At 40.3% G+C, this 17,035-nt stretch carries 16 protein-coding genes; 4 read left to right on the plus strand and 12 right to left on the minus strand.

Annotation, left to right across the window (positions count from 1 at the left end; translation table 11 throughout):
- The first annotated feature begins 232 nt into the window (after window positions 1–232).
- The 4 genes from FQ087_RS18630 (at window position 233) to FQ087_RS18645 (ending at window position 3,279) form a co-directional block, all read left to right on the plus strand.
- Window positions 233–1,543 carry an FtsK/SpoIIIE domain-containing protein gene (locus FQ087_RS18630; RefSeq protein ID WP_149582115.1) on the plus strand — a complete coding sequence of 437 codons (1,311 nt, stop codon included), beginning with the start codon at window positions 233–235 and terminating at the stop codon, window positions 1,541–1,543.
- Between the two features lie 4 nt (window positions 1,544–1,547).
- On the plus strand, window positions 1,548–2,087 hold the full coding sequence (locus tag FQ087_RS18635; protein ID WP_255452439.1) for a replication-relaxation family protein: 540 nt from the start codon (window positions 1,548–1,550) through the stop codon (window positions 2,085–2,087).
- Between the two features lie 14 nt (window positions 2,088–2,101).
- A complete protein-coding gene (locus FQ087_RS18640; protein ID WP_149582117.1) occupies window positions 2,102–2,650 on the plus strand; it encodes a hypothetical protein in 549 nt (182 codons plus the stop codon).
- Between the two features lie 89 nt (window positions 2,651–2,739).
- Window positions 2,740–3,279: a Slp family lipoprotein gene (locus FQ087_RS18645; RefSeq protein WP_149582118.1), complete on the plus strand. Its 540-nt coding sequence runs from the start codon at window positions 2,740–2,742 to the stop codon at window positions 3,277–3,279.
- 34 nt (window positions 3,280–3,313) lie between these two features.
- Here the strand turns inward: FQ087_RS18645 and FQ087_RS18650 are convergent, their stop codons facing one another.
- The 12 genes from FQ087_RS18650 to FQ087_RS18700 all read right to left on the minus strand — a co-directional run bounded on the left by FQ087_RS18650 (window position 3,314) and on the right by FQ087_RS18700 (window position 17,029).
- Entirely contained in the window at window positions 3,314–3,673 is a 360-nt protein-coding gene (locus FQ087_RS18650) for a YhjD family protein (protein WP_149582119.1), read from the minus strand.
- Window positions 3,673–3,894 carry a transcriptional regulator gene (locus tag FQ087_RS18655; RefSeq protein WP_149582120.1) on the minus strand — a complete coding sequence of 74 codons (222 nt, stop codon included), beginning with the start codon at window positions 3,892–3,894 and terminating at the stop codon, window positions 3,673–3,675. Before FQ087_RS18655 ends, FQ087_RS18650 begins: the two co-directional genes overlap by 1 nt.
- Window positions 3,895–4,097: 203 nt before the next feature.
- The gene (locus FQ087_RS18660) at window positions 4,098–5,474 is read right to left on the minus strand and encodes a hypothetical protein (RefSeq protein WP_149582121.1); all 1,377 of its coding nucleotides are present in this window, start codon (window positions 5,472–5,474) and stop codon (window positions 4,098–4,100) included.
- Between the two features lie 316 nt (window positions 5,475–5,790).
- Window positions 5,791–6,543 carry a peptidoglycan recognition protein family protein gene (locus FQ087_RS18665; RefSeq protein ID WP_149582122.1) on the minus strand — a complete coding sequence of 251 codons (753 nt, stop codon included), beginning with the start codon at window positions 6,541–6,543 and terminating at the stop codon, window positions 5,791–5,793.
- Window positions 6,543–7,049: a phage holin family protein gene (locus FQ087_RS18670; RefSeq protein ID WP_370456089.1), complete on the minus strand. Its 507-nt coding sequence runs from the start codon at window positions 7,047–7,049 to the stop codon at window positions 6,543–6,545. Before FQ087_RS18670 ends, FQ087_RS18665 begins: the two co-directional genes overlap by 1 nt.
- Window positions 7,050–7,131: 82 nt before the next feature.
- Window positions 7,132–7,437 carry a hypothetical protein gene (locus FQ087_RS18675; protein ID WP_149582124.1) on the minus strand — a complete coding sequence of 102 codons (306 nt, stop codon included), beginning with the start codon at window positions 7,435–7,437 and terminating at the stop codon, window positions 7,132–7,134.
- Between the two features lie 184 nt (window positions 7,438–7,621).
- On the minus strand, window positions 7,622–9,484 hold the full coding sequence (locus FQ087_RS18680; RefSeq protein WP_149582125.1) for a phage tail protein: 1,863 nt from the start codon (window positions 9,482–9,484) through the stop codon (window positions 7,622–7,624).
- 65 nt (window positions 9,485–9,549) lie between these two features.
- Window positions 9,550–9,720, minus strand: coding sequence for a CD1375 family protein (locus FQ087_RS22590; protein ID WP_188006819.1), 171 nt, complete (start codon window positions 9,718–9,720; stop codon window positions 9,550–9,552).
- Window positions 9,717–10,052 carry a hypothetical protein gene (locus FQ087_RS18685; protein WP_149582126.1) on the minus strand — a complete coding sequence of 112 codons (336 nt, stop codon included), beginning with the start codon at window positions 10,050–10,052 and terminating at the stop codon, window positions 9,717–9,719. The genes FQ087_RS22590 and FQ087_RS18685 overlap by 4 nt, the downstream gene beginning before the upstream one ends.
- Before the next feature lie 15 nt (window positions 10,053–10,067).
- Window positions 10,068–11,639 carry a phage tail protein gene (locus FQ087_RS23125; protein ID WP_149582127.1) on the minus strand — a complete coding sequence of 524 codons (1,572 nt, stop codon included), beginning with the start codon at window positions 11,637–11,639 and terminating at the stop codon, window positions 10,068–10,070.
- 12 nt (window positions 11,640–11,651) lie between these two features.
- Window positions 11,652–12,467 (minus strand): phage tail family protein, encoded by an 816-nt coding sequence (locus FQ087_RS18695; protein ID WP_149582128.1) that lies wholly within the window; start codon window positions 12,465–12,467, stop codon window positions 11,652–11,654.
- On the minus strand, window positions 12,464–17,029 hold the full coding sequence (locus tag FQ087_RS18700) for a phage tail tape measure protein (RefSeq protein WP_149582129.1): 4,566 nt from the start codon (window positions 17,027–17,029) through the stop codon (window positions 12,464–12,466). The genes FQ087_RS18695 and FQ087_RS18700 overlap by 4 nt, the downstream gene beginning before the upstream one ends.
- Between the last annotated feature and the right edge of the window lie 6 nt (window positions 17,030–17,035).

Below are 17,035 nucleotides of genomic sequence, written 5' to 3' on the forward strand. Positions count from 1 at the left end.
GTCTTGATTAGAGTCCTGATTGATGTCCAGGTATGGCAAATCTACACGGAATATTAGTCAAATAAATACGTCCCGATGTATATCCCGATGAGTGTCCACCCCGTCCGTTAATCAGGACAATATAAACTTAATCGCCATAAGGGTTGAAGCTGTAGTTTAGATGACCAGATGATTGCAACTCTATCTACGATAGATAACCCTGTGGCGTTTGACATTAAAGGAGGAGAGATGAATGATCTTTGAAATCGTGACTACTTCTATTATGGGTGGTATTGCGTTGAAAGCTTATATCAAAAAACAAGGATTAGCGACAAACGACTCGGGTAAGATTCAGCGCATTATATCGCTCAGTGGATTGAATGTGAAGGATGGTAAAGACACTTTGACCACTCAACTAATTCGTAAAAAGAAGCATGATGGATATTGGGAGTATAAATATCGAATTCCTCTAGGCAGAAGCTTTGAAGATTATCGGAACAAACAAAGCATCTTGGAAGATGGCCTAAACAATAGGCGTCAACGAATTTCGATTGCCGACTTGAAGGACCTACAACTGGATCCAAATATCATTGATAATTTGAAAACGTTGTGGACTAACAAGTTAACGGAAAAGAAGGAATTAGAATTATCGTTTGACGGTCTGCTGACTTTGAGGGTTTACGATGAACCAATGCCTACGCAAGTCCCCTTCCAAGTTGGTGACGGATGGTCTGTCCCCGTCGGGGTGGCTAGGGAAAAGAATACATTCAAGTTTCACGACTTCGAGAAGATCCCGCACATGGTTTTAGGTGGAGCAACCCGATATGGTAAATCAAACTTTATCAATTCGATGATTAGCAGTTTAATACAAAGTAAACCAGAACACGTCAAACTCTTCTTAATCGACTTAAAGGGTGGAGTGGAACTATGCGATTATGAGAACATTAAGCAGACTGTATCTATTGCCTACGAGCCAGAGGATGCGCTTGTTACTCTCCAATTAGCCTACGATAAAATGAGGGAAGTCCAAACGAAGATGAGATTTTTAGGAAAGAAGAATGTCCAGGAAGCAGGAATAAAGGAACGCTATTTCGTCATCATAGATGAAGTGGGCGAATTGAATCCTGCTGAAGCTGTTACAAGGGAAGAGAAAAAACTGAAGCAAGAATGTCAAACGCTTATGAGTCAGATTGCTAGGCTTGGTGCGGGGTTAGGATTTAGGCAAGTATTAGCTACCCAATACCCTACTGGCGACGTTATCCCTCGTCAATGTAAGCAGAATAGTGATGCTAAACTATCGTTTCGAGTCCAATCCGCAACTGCTTCAAGGGTTGTCCTGGACGAAACAGGCGCTGAACTTCTTCCTCAGATCAAAGGCCGGGCTATCTATCAAACAGCCGATAAACGCGAAATCTTGCAGACACCTTTAATTACATCTGACACCATCCACAATATAATAACCCCTTATATAGAAGAGAAAGAAATAAAGGAGGTCAGTCGTTTTGAAAAAGAAACAGTTAAACTCCCGAGAGGAACAAATACTGTTACTTTTGAAGAAGTTTGACTTTATGACTAGGGATCAACTGAATAACTACTTTAAGTTTGGGTCAAATCGTCACGCTAACAGGGTTTTAAACGGAATATCAGACTATTTAATGAGCATCCGTGAAGGGTATCAGACCATTTATTATCTATCAAAAATCGGTAAATCTTATGTCGATTGTGAAAAGATAAGAAAAAAAGGTGGGCATGTATACCACACAGTCATGCGTAACGAAATGTGGCTATTCTTCGATACACCGAAAAAGTGGAAGAATGAGATTAAAGTGTCTGATGGTACTGTAAGCGTAGTTGTTGATTCAATGTTCACGGACAATTGGGATAGACGACATTTTCTCGAAGTGGATAACATGCAGACAATGAAAGAAAATAGAAACAAAATTAAACGTTACAAAGAATTGTTTCGCAACGGATCGTTAGAGGAAAAGTTAGGTCATTTCCCTACAATCGTGTGGATGACGACTACTGAACACAGGAGAGAACAGCTTAAAGAAGAATGCGAAGGTTTGCCAGCGGTAATGGTTTTCACTATAACTGACATCAAATAAGAGGAGGAAGATAAATGTCCAAAAAAAATATACAATTTGAGGTTGTTCCAGAGCGCGATTATACAGATTTCAGCGATAGAATGGAAGGTAAATATGCAATGAGCAATAAGGCAATGATAGGAATTGGCGCAACGACTGCTGCCGCAATAACTGCCTATGGAATAAATGCCGCAAAATCTATTCCTGCAACCGTCGCCGCACCCGTTACAACAACCTTACCTATCCCCGAACTCACACCAATAGTCGAACCAATCAACGTACTGGCACAAACGCCCCTCGTGCCTGTCAGCGCTATGGCTACCCCCGACTTAATTCAGACTGGATATATTGCCGAAAGTTCAATGAACATGCTTGCCAATGTACTTGACCCTTTGATACAGATATTAGTTGCTATAAGTTTCCCTATCGCTTCAGTCATTATGGTCGGTTCATGTTTCTTCTTTATGTTAGGGAATTCAGAAAAAGCTTGGCAAAACATTTTTAATGCCGGATTAGGTTATGTCCTGGTCCAGATGTCGCCGCTATTTCTAAAAATCCTACAAGAAATCGGTAAAGCTGTTTGATTAATCTGCATTATGGTCGTCCACATATTGCCACTTTATCCACAATACGGTACGATAAGACTAACAGAAATTATTGGGAGGTTTGAATCGTGGAAATTAATAATAACCAACCAACTCAAGAACTTTCAAAGCCTAAAATGAATGTTTGGGCAAAATGGGGAATTGGATGCTTGGGGTGTTTGGGATTCATCGTTATTCTAGGGATTATATTGGGGGGATGCTCCTTATTATGGTTCGCGACAGATACCGAAACGGATAAAATAGCAGTTTCGAACATGACAGTAGAAGAAATAGAAGATAAGAAAGCTAACGCACAAACAATCGAATACCCTCAACTCAAAAAGAATCCCGATAAATATAAAGGCGAGTATGTAACATATACCGGACAGATTGCACAAATCATTGAGTCTGGAAGTCGAACTGACATTAGATTAGCAGTAACTGAAAATGATTATGGTTATGATATGGGCGATATTATTTACATTAAGTATGTAGGGATAACTGATTTTGTGGAAGATGATATTATAACCGTATACGGAACCATCACAGGTACACATCGATATAAGTCTCAAGCTAATTACAATGTAGATTTACCAGGATTAAATGCTGACGAATTAATACCTAAATAAAAACAACGACCTCTCCCTAATCGGATTGGTCGTTTTATTTTCCCTTCATTGTAAAGTACTCATTTATCAACTCTTCAGTCCGATTACGTAGCCGCGCATTCAGGTAGTGTCTTTTGTCCTCATAGCCATTATGGATAAGTACATACTCAGTGAATGTGTCACCCTTCACCTTTTTAATCACCTTCATATTTTTGTTGCGCGCATAAATATTCGTGTTTTTCAAATCTGTCTTAACAGCATTTAATGCTCTTTCCACAATCTTGATATAAGGCCCTTTTAGTTTTAACGAACTTATCTCAATCGTTTCCCTATCTCTTTCCAAAATCTGAATGATCATGGGCAAATAAATCATTTTCTCGAAATAAGGGTGCGCCTCAGTTGGGATTAACGGCATTAGATTACCCTTCTTTCTCTATGTACGATGGGAACAAGTGCGAGCACGTTATCAATTATAAAAGTCCGCTTGGATTTACGTAAGAAACAGTATGCGCGAAATGATGCCTCGCCAATCTGTAATACATTGATTCTTCGCTTGCTTATAGAACCGTCTTTTGCTAAGTACATCATAATCAGAACTTGATTATATTCCGCGGACTTAACTAATTGATTACGCACACTCGTTCCCCCTTTTTAATTAGTATATCGAACGATTGTTCTTATTGCAAGCAAATAAAAAAGCACCTCTTGAGAGGTGCTAAAGGTTAATACCTTTTTAACTGCATGATAAAATAAACTATTTTTTCCGGAATGATTATTTAGTGTAGATTTCCTTAATTTTTTTTAAAAAGTATTCTTCAATTGTTTTTTTCTTATCGTTTTCAAATTTCAATTTTTTCATCCTCCTCGCTTTTTATTATTTCATGAATACGTTTATTTATATAATCCTTAAATTCATCCGACTTCCTTGCTAGTTTCAACAATGGCCAATCGATAACATGTAAGAAGTGTTCCTCATCTATTGTTGTACAAAATGTCTTGAAATTACCCAGAGCTAAATCAAATTTATCTAATAATATGTTTTTTGCCATATGATATTCTATACTTAATTGCGAAACATTAAAACGCTCTACTTCGGATCTAATTCCCTCAAAATCATCATTATACTTATGAGTTAGGTAATAGTTTACCTGGGCAATTAATCTACTCTCATGATCGTAAGTCATGTCTTCAGATACCTCTTTATATATGTATCTCGTTCCTAAACATTTTCTGGTACTGGGCATTAAAAGCAAGTCATTCAATGTCGTGAACATGTCATCTTTTTCTTTTCTATTTAATTTTTCGGCATATTTGAACAAAATAACTATGCCAAACATCCTAAACAACCCTATACTGTCTTCTATATACTTATTATTTATTTCAATGATATCGTCTTTTTTGAAGTTCGAAATTAAACTCGGATGAACTTTGGATAAATAAGAGGAATTAACTATTCCGTTATTATGTATTAATAAGTGTCTCCTTTGAAATACTTCAAATGTTTTTTCGATTTTTTGATTTAGAAATTCTATTGATGTCACTTTAATGCTTAACTTTCTCTCAATTTCATCCAGCCAATACTTGAAAGATTTTTTTAATAATTCTTCCGTATATTCGTCAATCAAGAATATTCTAGCTTCTTCAACGCTACCAATTTTCACTAATTCAGAATATGTAAGACTCTTTTTCTCTATAAAGTCTGACTTATCAACGTTTTGTATAAAATCTTTAAACAAGTCCGCAATTAGTAATTCCATCCCTGTGGCTAAAGATATTATAATGGAGTTTAAAAGCTGATTAATATCCGAATCTAATTTAAAGGATTCGTCAGCACTTGATTTTAATACTCTATTTACAAATGGGGACTTCACAGTGTAAGTTATATCATCATCAATACTAGAAACTTCTATATTCTTATGAAAATATTTAATTAAGTCACTTTCAGCTTTCAATTTTTCAATCAATTCCAATACCTCATTATCAGCTTCTTTTCGATCACTCCTTTTCTCTGGATCTATTTTATTTACATGCTCGATTATTTTTCCATGAACAATCAAGTCAGCAGCCTCTCCTAAATTTTTCTCATTGACTTTCTTCGTTTGGTATTCCTTTTCGATTAAATCACTATATGCTACCATTCTTTCGAGCGACTCCAAATGCTTTACAAACTTTTCTGCGATTAGCATTACCGAATCCATTTTATTACTCTCTGTCAAAAAGAACACCTCTCCATTTCCTCACTTGAAATCCATCTTCAAACACATTATAGCTTTAACCGCATTTAATAGCAGTCCATTTTATCTATTTCGCATAAAAGTATATCAAAAAACATTCGCTGCAATTTATAACTCTATTGCTTTTGCCTCGCCGAAACGCGCCACTTGGAGGGTTTTCCCCTTCAAATATAGAACATAGCCTCATTCTATATTTCTAGTATTCGGGTTTATTGATACGAATACCTCTTTTATTCCACAAACAAAACAAGCGACCTATCCCATTTGAATCTGTGGACAGGTCGCTTTAACTTTACCCTTACTTATTTACCGCAACAGTATATTTAACCGCTAATCCCAATACATCCGCGTCTGTTATCGTGTTATTCACTAGCTTGTCCGCCCATGATGCATGAGCTCCAGCTTTAATAGCTGCATCTACGATGATTTGACGGTGCGCTTTACTTGCTAAGGATATTTCTGTTTCCAATTTTAAAGCTGGGCTTGAAAACTTCATTTCCTCATCCTCCTTTGGCGGTATCGGGTTATTAAGTTCAGCCAACCGTTTAGCAATGCGATTTAATACAGACCCCCATCGTCCTTCATCTAAAATTCGATGTGGACAGTTCTTTACGTATTTTGACGTGCTGTTTTTCACGCCAATTTCCGTCCAACTTTTGTGGGTGCGTACACGGTCGATTCCCCAGCCATATTGCATTAATAAATGGGCCACGTATTCTACAGTATTTTCTTCTGCAGCTACATATTTCGGGCCACCGCTTTTGCTGTAACAAATTTCAATTCCGATGGACGCCCGATTCCCTTTGCCCAGACCATCCCCTGCATGATAAGCGCTACGAGAAAAAGGGATGGCTTGTACAGCTTGCTTGTCGTCGATAGCTACGTGGTAACTTATTGGGTTCGTATTCCGTGTCATGTAAGTAATCTCGTTGGCAGCAGTCGCATCATTGTAAGTGTTATGAATGGTGATATATTCCGGCATCATGGGATATGGTGCTTTGAGCGGATAGAGAGTTGCCGGAATAAAGCTGTTGATTATCGTGTATGCCATTAATTCTCACCTTCGTTCGACTTTTCAATTTGAATATCAATCAATTCATCCACCTTCGCACTAATTCGATTGTCAATTTTAGCAGTATTTAGTTGATGGTCCACCTTCGAACCAATCAGTTCTTCGCGTATCTCCTCTGAAAAGGATTGATTGCTCGATTCTATAACCTTCAATTTAGATGCTAATCCTGCCGGTACTAATACACCTAGTTCAGCCATGTTTTCCATTATAGATAATGCTTCATTTACGATATAAAAAAGAACGGTTGCATATGTTACTGCGCCGCTCATGCCTAGTATTTGGTCAATAATGTTGGCCGTAATTATCATGACGAGAACCAATAGTTTTCTCGCATATCCAAACAGACTCTTTCGACTCCATAAATTCTCATTCTTGTAAGCTTTAAATATTCCTGTGATAATATCCAATGCCATTAAGATTAATAAAAAATGTAAAAACTTAACGCCCCCGAATAAATACATGTGTACAATATCTAGTTGATCCAAATTAAAACCTCCCATTATTTTTCACTCCTTATTTTTGAGTAAAGAAAAAGAACGCCCAGTTACTTGGACGTTCTTTTCTAAATTATTCTTTTAGTTGATACAACCCCCGTATCAACGTTTGAAAATGTTCGATTTTTTGATTAATTGAATTTATCACAGGTGCAGCATTGAACCTTTCATTAACTAAATCATCTAAATCATGACTGTTAAAAGTTTTAGATTTTCCTGTGGGCAAAATTTCGTTCAGTGCTGTCAACACATTAATACGTTGGGTTAGAGATTTAACCTCACTTTCTTTGTCTGAAAGTTCTCTTTCATATTTATCGATGAATTCTTGGCATATTAATATTTCTTCATCAATTGCTTTTACACTCAATTTCGTTTCCAATCCCCATCACCTCCCCTATCATCCATTATTCAACAAAAGAGGCAGAAACCCTCCTTATTACCCACGAAATATATTAATCAGTATTACCTACCTAGTCACTTCCGTCCGCATCCCACTCAAATCAGCAGTGAACCATTGAGAGGGTGTAGACATTCTTTGATTAATTGTTCCTACACTAAAATAATCATGCAAACGCGACCTTTCTCCAACCATCCGGTCCGCAGTGTAACATCATAGCTCTTTCGGAATAATTGTAGTAGAACATACCCGGTTCTGAGGGCACCCTTGTATCGTAATCGCCTTTATGCATCACTGTAGGTCGCTGAAGTTCAATTGCTTCCTGCCCCCAAAGGAGCAATCTACCGTCGGGTAGACCGTTACCTCCTCGCGATATCATAAAATTATTTTCGTATAGCTGCATTCTAGCGCTATCAAAAGAGTCTCCTGCTCTCCTAAAGGCTAATTCAGGCAGACCTCCAGATGCTCCCGACGTATTAATTCTAATTTCGTTACCACCGTTAGAAAACACCATATTATCCTTGTTCATTCGGATTCGAGGAAGGTTTGGATTGGAATCGGTTTGCATCGTAAACCCCGTTAGCAATCCAGCAGTTATTTTGTTAGCGGCGATTGTGTTTGTCATAATCGAGCCGCCGTCGATTAACGTAGTGTTTGGGTATTGCCAAACTCGGACAATACCCTTAGCTTCTTCCGCCGTGCTAATCGCATCCCGAGGATCAAATCCGTCCTCAAAGCGCGTACCATCCCCGACTATGATATTGTTAGCGGAAAGTTTCCCAATAGCTCCGGCACTTAACACAAACCCGTCAGCAGTAATCGCTTCCTTAAACGTTTTTCCACCATCGGTGCTAATCCCGATACCAGTACTTGTGAGTATCATTAATCGATTCGGGTCAGAAGGATCTCGGGCTATGATCCCGTTCTCGAATTCCAGTTCTGTTTGCGCCGACTTTAAAGCAAGTGTAGCTTGCTGTACAGCCTCATCCAATACGTTAAATGGCAACTTTTCCACGCCATCAAATAACCCATCGATGCGGTCTTTTGAACGTTGAAAATCCGCGATGCTGTCTAAAAACGAGCCCCGGAAGTTTGCTAATGTTAGTTGACTGGATAAAGGTTCTTCTGGATTGTCCACAATTTCAACGACCCTTGCATTGATATCTATATTCAAAGGTTCGTAGATGACGAAAATCTCATCACCTAACGTTAGTTGTTCAGTGACGATTCCTGCTTTTTTCAACTCAACAATGTCAATCGTAAAACTGATGTCTGGAGCATCCTGTAAATCATCCTTTAGCCGTTGAAGCAAACCGTCATGTGTTATATACCTTTCGTCCCTCACAGGCTTCGCGTGCCGGATGCCGTAGTATGCCGATAGTGGAGACTCATATTCTGCGGTTACGACATAAGAACCATCCTCGTTTTGTTTCCCGAAACCTTTGATATAGGTGGATAAATTACCGCTGTCCACAAACTTTTCGATAGTCTTAATATTGTACTTGTACCTAAATTGTATATCTGTTTTCCTGCCAATCTGATGGCGAAAAGTTAGATTTCTACCGTTAATTTCTATTTCCGCATTAAAACGATTTAATGCAATTTGCACTAATGCCAAAGCATTATCATTGCCGTAGTTCTCGAATGTGACCGATGGAAATAAATCGACAACTGTAATCGTGTAACCTGTTTTATCTAGCGCATGCATTAAGCAGACCGACAATGACTTGGCTCCCGAAATCGTGTCATATTGATATTCGTCTACTAGGTCAAAAAATATATGATCCGCTTGAATTTGTTTAACAGGTGTATTCCCTATAGTTTTTTCAGCCATTTTCTTAATACGGTATTGTTGACCGTCATATTCTATTAAACTTTCCTCCACAGTTAATGGAAAAGAGTGTTCATTTCGTTCAGTTTTGAAAAGTAAAAAGGAGAGTGAATACTCCCCGTTAACCCTTCGCTTTCGTTGCAATGATTTATAATCGGTCAGTAGCTCTGTACGAGCGTCAATGTGTGTGACTATCAATTGATCACCTTCTTATTTTTGACATAAAAAATACACCTCAATGGGTGCCGTCAGTATTCCGTTTATTAACCTAGTGCCGCAATAGTACGATTAGCAATTTCAATTTCTACTTCACTGCGGATTGGACGTTCTACGCCGCCGATAAGCTTACTTTCCGGCACTTCTTCCAATGTCATTCGTTCAGCCATAACTAGCACAGTATAAGCGTCAACAAGTTTCTTTTGGATAATATTCATATTAAATCAACCTCCATTAGTATATTTAGTGTTTTTATTTCGAATTCCGCTTCTGCAACTTCAGTAGCGCTAGGAACAAGCGAATTGAGATACGCATCTTCATCAAATTCTATTTGTGTTTTACCTTCAACCCATTCTTCCCCTGTCCATCTGGGAAGATAAAAAGGGAGTTGCCAACCTTTTTCGTCTGTCGGTAAGGGTGTATCAACGTAACCGTCCAGAATTTCATATATCGGTTTATCTTCTTCGTTAAATCCTACAGGCTCTATAGAACTGTCTTCTCCGAATAATAGATATCCATTTTCGTCTACTTTCAGTACTTTCTTCCTCAACATTAAACCTCCTCACTATAATCTGAACGAGTTTTCTATATAAATATTTTTAAGTGGGGTCGCATTCGGAGTTATTGTACCATCCGGTCTGAGTAGTAATTCCATAGTACGTCCGTCAGTGGCAGATGAAGCTGTCGGCGAACTAAAAAAGTGTGCATTTACTGGACGGTATCCAATTGGGAGCGTTGCTATTGTCCCCGATGGGAGTGAACCAACAGTTACCATGCCAAAGAGTTGAACGACACCGAATTGGTTTTTATAACACCTAAGATTTCCTCCCCACCCATTTTGGAGTGAAATGCTGATTTGACTCTCTTGCGATTTATTAGCCTTCAAATCATTCACCTGTTTTACCGCGTTAGCCGTTGCCGCTTCAGTTGTCAAACTGCTGTTTAGGGCATCATTGAGTTTAACGATTCCTTTAACAGTTGTCGATGCATCCGGAACTGAACCTCCACTAGCATTTAACGTCCCATCTGCGGTTACGGTTAAGTTTGTCCCGACTTTAACGTGACCAAGTGTGGTTGGGGATGCAACTACCGCTTTATGAGTGTCAAACTCAGCCTTAGTCGCTTGTTTTATGTTATCTACTTCAGAAAGACCTACTTGCGTTTTGGTAACCGCATGAGGATTCGTTTTCTTGTTTTCGTGCGCATTAACTTTAGCTTGTGAGCCTGTCGGTGTTTCTTTAGTGTCCCAACTAGCTCGTTGTACAGATGACGATACCTCTGTTTTCTTCGCATAAACAGTTAGATCGGGTTCAGTTGGTAATGGCAGAGTGACGTTTCCACTCGCATCCGGCCCTATATTATTAACTTTGGTAACCGTTCCAGGATCGCCCTTATCCCCTTTATCGCCTTTGATTCCCTGTAAGCCTGTATCACCTTTAATGCCTTGGATACCTTGCAGACCTTGCGAACCTGTATTCCCTGTATCACCCTTATCGCCTTTGGATACTACCTTTTTCCAATACGTTGTGTTCGTCGGCAATATACCTTTTGATAACAATATATTCATATATCCCGAGCCATTATATTCGACAGTGTTTTTCGGATAATAAGTAGTAGTCATCGAATACGCTCCGACTGCACCCAAGTTTTCAATAGCTGTATTCGCATTTTGAGTTGCATCTACAACCGCCACTTTTAACGCCGATAAATTGCTAGCTTCTAGATTAGCGTTACCTGCCGCTTTGTCTGCGAGAGTCGCTTTTTCATTGGCGAAGTCTCCTTTTAAATTCGCAAAAGCCCCTTGCACCTTAGCGTAATCCCCTTGTGTCTTGGCGTAATCACCTTGTGTTTGAGCACGTCCTGCCTTGACATCCGCATTGGCTGCAGCTGTATTTGCGTTATTTTTCGCAGTTTCAATACTCTGCAACAATGTTTCTAAATTTTGTTTCGCTAATACGTTATCACGATCTTTTGATTCCCTTTCTATCCGGGATAACTCTGCTAACAATTCCTGTTTCTGCCCATTGGAAATATTTTGTAGGGCAAGTAAATCCGCTTCAATCTGACTAAAATTCGCATTCAAATCATTGCGATATTGCCTGTTTAAATCAACGTTAATCGTTCTGTATCTTGCCACATTACCCCTCCTTTAAATCGTGTGGAATCGGAAATCGAACGAAATTAAAAAGGAACCACTTGCACCAGATAACTGGAAGTCGTTCCATCCTTTTTTTAGCTTGATTAATTTTCTGTTCGTCTGTCCGAATATAGTTAGGCTGTTTTTAAGTGAGCGAACACCATCCAAAAGTATCGTGTCATTCACTCCGCTTGCTCCCGTGAACGCCCATTCGTCACCCGATGTGATATTTTTGATTTTAAGATTATTGGATATGCCCTGGTATTTAATGAGTAACGGAATCTCCCTCGGATCAATGTCGATGTCCGACCCATTATAGATCCGGAAAAATGAAACACTATGGGCATACTTTAAATCCTCCGATATGACACCTTGTCCTACTTGCCATAGTTCGTCGGTAAAAGTAAACGGGTCGATTGTTGTTCCGTATGATTCCGCGTAAGGGGATGGGGAAACGAATTGGATTTCCAATGTCCCGATACGACCGTTAAATCTTTCAGGCGTGTATGGCGCAGCCGTTTTTACTTTCCATCGTTTCTTTGGTTGATTCTTGTCGATTAAATAAAAGAATGTCCTGGCATCGAATAAGCGAAAAACTTCATCCCTTAATAGGAGATAGTCGTATTTATCCTTACCTTTAATATAGAACGTAGCTTTCATGGTACGACCTTCGAAAGTAGTGCCTAAATCGAGATAACCGCTTCTGCCTTCCACAATCTCAGATACATGCCGAGGGGAAGGTGAATCTATTGTAAATGTCGATGGTACTAAACCGAATTGCTTTAAATCATATTTTGTTCCGTCCAACTTTTCTATTACAACGCTCAACCCTTCACCCCGCTCATTCTTAATCTCGAAATCATCCTACTACCTAATTCTACTTCGACGATATCAACCATCCGCATAGCATCCTCTGGTGAACTGTTACCACTATAATTTAAATGGACAGTAATAGGTGAACTGTAATTATTTGTGGAAGACGCAGCACGTCCGCCTTGTGAGCCGAATTTACCCGTTCCTGCAACAGCAACATCCGGAATTGCCGCATTTGCGACCATTTGGGCTGTACGTTTAATCGATGCGACAGTTTTCTGCATCCCAACTATCACACCTTCACCTACAAATTTACCAATCTTAGTTGTTACCAAAGACGGAGACTTAACCTGCAATGCTTTTGCCATCGCATTGCTTATTGCGTTTGCTATATCCCGAGCTTTTGATACAAGGGAATCTTCCATACTGGCCAAGCCCACGAGCAAACCTTGTCCAGCTTGTTTCCCGATTGTTTTAAGGGACATCAACTCAGTATCAGTAGCTTTAGTGATAGATTGGATTTTCGTAACCCAATCTTTTTCCAGTGTTCCCAGTTCTTTATTTGCCGCAGCACGTAATTCAATAATGCGTTTTTCAGTATCGGATTTCATTCCAATTAATTCAAACTCGGCTTGCTTTCTTGCTGATGCCGATTTTTGTTTGTACAGTTCGGAGTACTCAGAGAGTTGTTTGTCAGTCATAGAGTTGAGCGCCACTAATTGCGGTAACGCTTTCGGTCCCATAGCACGCAGCTCTTCAAGTAATCCTTCATCGATTCCCCTTTTAGCTAACATTTCTATGCTGTGCGCCCATCCGTCAATATAGCTTACTTGCCCCCGAAGATTTGCAATAAGTTCCTCTCCGGTTGTCTCAGCTTTATAAACAATTTCATCGAATAGTCCTGCGAAACTACGAATTGACTCCGCTCTATCTTCCACGGCTTTCTTGTACGTAGAGTTCAGGTCTTCTTCACCCTTACGCAATCTTTCATTGATTTCGAGGACTTGTTTGGCGTGATCATCGTTAATTTTGACTACCTCGTCATTAATGGTTTTCAGTGAAGCTTGATACAATTTCTGTACGTCAATTCGTTCCTTTGTGCCAACTTCGAATAGTGCCAGTGATTTTCTCCAAATTTCGGACTCTGCCACTACTGACAATTCGTCTATCGAATTCTTATCAGCAACGTATGTTTTAACGGATTCTAATCTAGCTTTCGATACTTCTGATTCTTTTTTCTGCATATCTGTCCAAGCTTTTTCGTTAACTGTAGCGAGCTTTTTCTGCTCATCTTCATTGAGTTTGGTTATTTTAGTGGAAGCGGCTTTTTGGATTTCATATAACTTCTCCATACCTGTGGTAACTATTACGCCCTTCTTATCTTTCGATGTTTTCAATGCAGTTTGTGCAGATTTAGCGGATTGTTGTCCCAGTTCAGCCCTTTTATCCGCGTATTCTTTTTGAATTTCTGTTCGTTTCTTCTCCGCATCAGAGGCTATCTTCTTTATTTCTTCCGCATTTTTCCGAGTAGCCGCTGAGAGCGCTTTACTTGCACCAGTGACGGCATCAACCATAGCTTGTCCCGTATCCTTGGAGGCTTTAGACACATCGCTTGTGCTATTCTTCATACCGACTACAAGACCTTTTCCTGCATCCTCTGCGACTTTAATAAATTCTGTAGCTGGCGATTTCCGTCCGATGGATTTAGAGATACTGTCAACCATGGAACGCCCTAAATTGTAAGCATCTAGGGTAACCTCTGCTGATTTTTTCACCAATCCTTTTCTTAGTCCGGCAACGATATCTTCTCCGACTTCCTTGAATTCGATTATACTCTTCGCCGCTTCTACTGCTGCATCGACTAATATCCCCCTAACAATACTGGGTATTGATTTTATTGCCGTACTGATACCAGTCGCTAAACCTGCCGCGGCTTTTATTCCATCTCCCTTGAGTTTTGCAAACCATACCGCGCCATCGATAGCCATTGTTTTTAAATCTCTTACAACGTTTATGCTCATTACAGAAACGTCTGCTCCAATGTCGAATCCCGCTTTTTGCCACGCAGTCATAACTTTTCCGAGGCGTAGTTCCGTTTCAGTGACGTACTCGTCGCCTTTTACCTTCGCAATAGAAATAACTTTCTCATACTGACCATCAGCCGCTGCAACTGCTTCATCACGAGTATTTTCAGCATCTTCCACAATCTTTTTATAGAGAGCTTCCGATTCTGCAGATCCGTCCTCTTTTAAAAGCATAGCAAACGCAATAGTCTCGTCATATTTCTTTTCCGCTTCTTCAACTACCGAGTCCCGAGATTCACGGGCACGTGCTGCAGTATCTAACGCTTGCTCTGCACTGATTTTTCCAGATTCCAACTTCAGGCGTTCCAAGATAACTAAAGATTCTTCTTCGCTTTCAGAAAGATGCTTGATACCCGTTTCCATCATTTCTCTTTGCAAAGTATCTAATATAGCCTGTTCTGCCGCTGTGACTTGACGACGCTCTTCCGATGCTTTAGTTATTATCGCGTTAAATTGCTTCTGAGCATCTGTGACGGTTTTTTCTTTCTCCACTTGACCATCCACAATTGTTTTTAACAACCCTTTTTGCTCTTCGTCTGTCAACGTTTTATTCTCTGTGAAGTACTGCTGAGCTGTTGCCAATTGTGATGCGTGATCAGTTTGCATTTCAGCAAGAACAGTGTCACCCATTTTGTTGAATGACCCTATAATGCCAGTAGCCATTTCATCACTTACAGCGATACCACTCCATTTTAATCCGTTCAATTGCACAGTAGCCTCGTCGTTTAGTTTGGTGAATGCACCTACAGCCTTCTGAGTATTATCAGAGACCTTGTCACCAAATATGTCAATCTCGGGTATAGAGGTCTGATTCAGCATTTTATACAATCCGTAACCAGCTGCCGCGATACCTCCAATTGCTAAAACTGCAATTCCAACTGGTCCCGCAAGTCCTAGTATTGCCGCTCCTAAACCACCAGCTCCCGCTATTGACAAGGAAGCAGCACCAAATGCGCCAACAATTGAGCCAACTGAACTGATAAGTGTACCCAAAACAACAAGCGTAGGACCTACAGCGGCTGCTGCTCCCGCGATAATAAGTATTGTCTTCTTAGCTTCCGGACTCAACTCTCTAAATTTATCAGCTGCCTGACCCAACACCTTTGTTGCCTTTTCCATAAATGGCAACAGCGCTGCTTGTACAACTTCCCCAACTTCAGCCATTGCTAATTTAGCGTTATTCATTGCTATTGCCGCTTGGTCAATCGGGTCAACCGTTTCGTCAAATGTTTTCTTAACTGTGCCAGCTGCCTTCTCTCCCGCACCTGTAAATTCATCTAAATTAAAGGTTCCTCGCTTGATGGCATCAACCATACGAGGGCCACCTTTAGTTCCGAATACTTTTGCCGCAATGTTCAAAGCATCTGTTTCAGTTTTAGCGCCCAATATGGCTTTAATCGTGCCGTTTAATCCTTCTTCTAATGTTTTGCCACTTTTAGCGAAAATAACTTGCGCTTTACTCATGCTTGATAGCGCAGCGCTTGAATCTACCCCTGCTTTTTCAAACGATCCGATTAGCGCAGTACCTTCGGAGAAAGTAAGCCCTAAAGCTTTAATTTGTGGCGCACCTTTTGTAGCTTTATCGAATAAGGAATCTACTGATTGTCCTGTATCTTGAGCGGTTTTGGTTACAGAATCTAGTACACTGTTTAAATCACTGTTTGCCAGTCCATACGCTTCAATCGCTTGTTTAGATGCGATTGAAGCTGAAGTGACGTCTGTTCCGTTGATGTTTGCGAACTGAAGCATTAACTGGGATGCGTCTTCTAACTCAGTACCGAGGAATCCAAACTGCGTATTGACTTCACCGATTGCTTCACCGACTGACAGTAAATCATCCGGCACACGTTTTGCGACGGCTCTAAAGTTTTCAGCTAATTTCCCAGCAGCATCTCCGGTGGCACCAGTTTTGGTTATAACCGTATCGATTGCTTCATCCACATCATTGAATGCGGCTATTCCTGCCGCACCAAATGCTAGAATTGGAGCAGTTAATCCGACCGTCAACCCTTTACCGACACTCGTCACCTTATCTCCCACGGCCTGTATCCCTGAACCCACTGCTTGTAATGTCTCACCTAACCGAGTCCAGTTAGATTGACTCAATCGCAATTCGTCAGCTTGACGACGTAGCGCATCCCTCACTTGATTTAGTTCTGTTTCTGTTCGGTTATATTCAGCAGTCGCTCGGTTTAACTGGATAGCAAGATTTTCAGTAGCTGCTGAATTTTCGCCAGTTGCCGCTCTACTCGCTTCATAAGCCGCTCTCAATCTCTCAACCTTGGTACCCTGTCCGTCAAGCATGCGGGATAATGTCTCTTGTCGGGTTGTTAATCCATCTGTGGATGCGCCCCATTCACGCCCTCGCGCTTGCACACTACGCATTTCTTGACCCATTGCGCGTAGGTTTCTGTCAATACTGGACATTGATTGCTCAAAATTCGCACTGTCAATGGAAAGTGATATCGCTAATGAGCCTATATCCTCTGCCATAATTTC

Origin of the sequence: Sporosarcina sp. ANT_H38 (assembly GCF_008369195.1) — a bacterium.
Lineage (GTDB): Bacteria > Bacillota > Bacilli > Bacillales_A > Planococcaceae > Sporosarcina.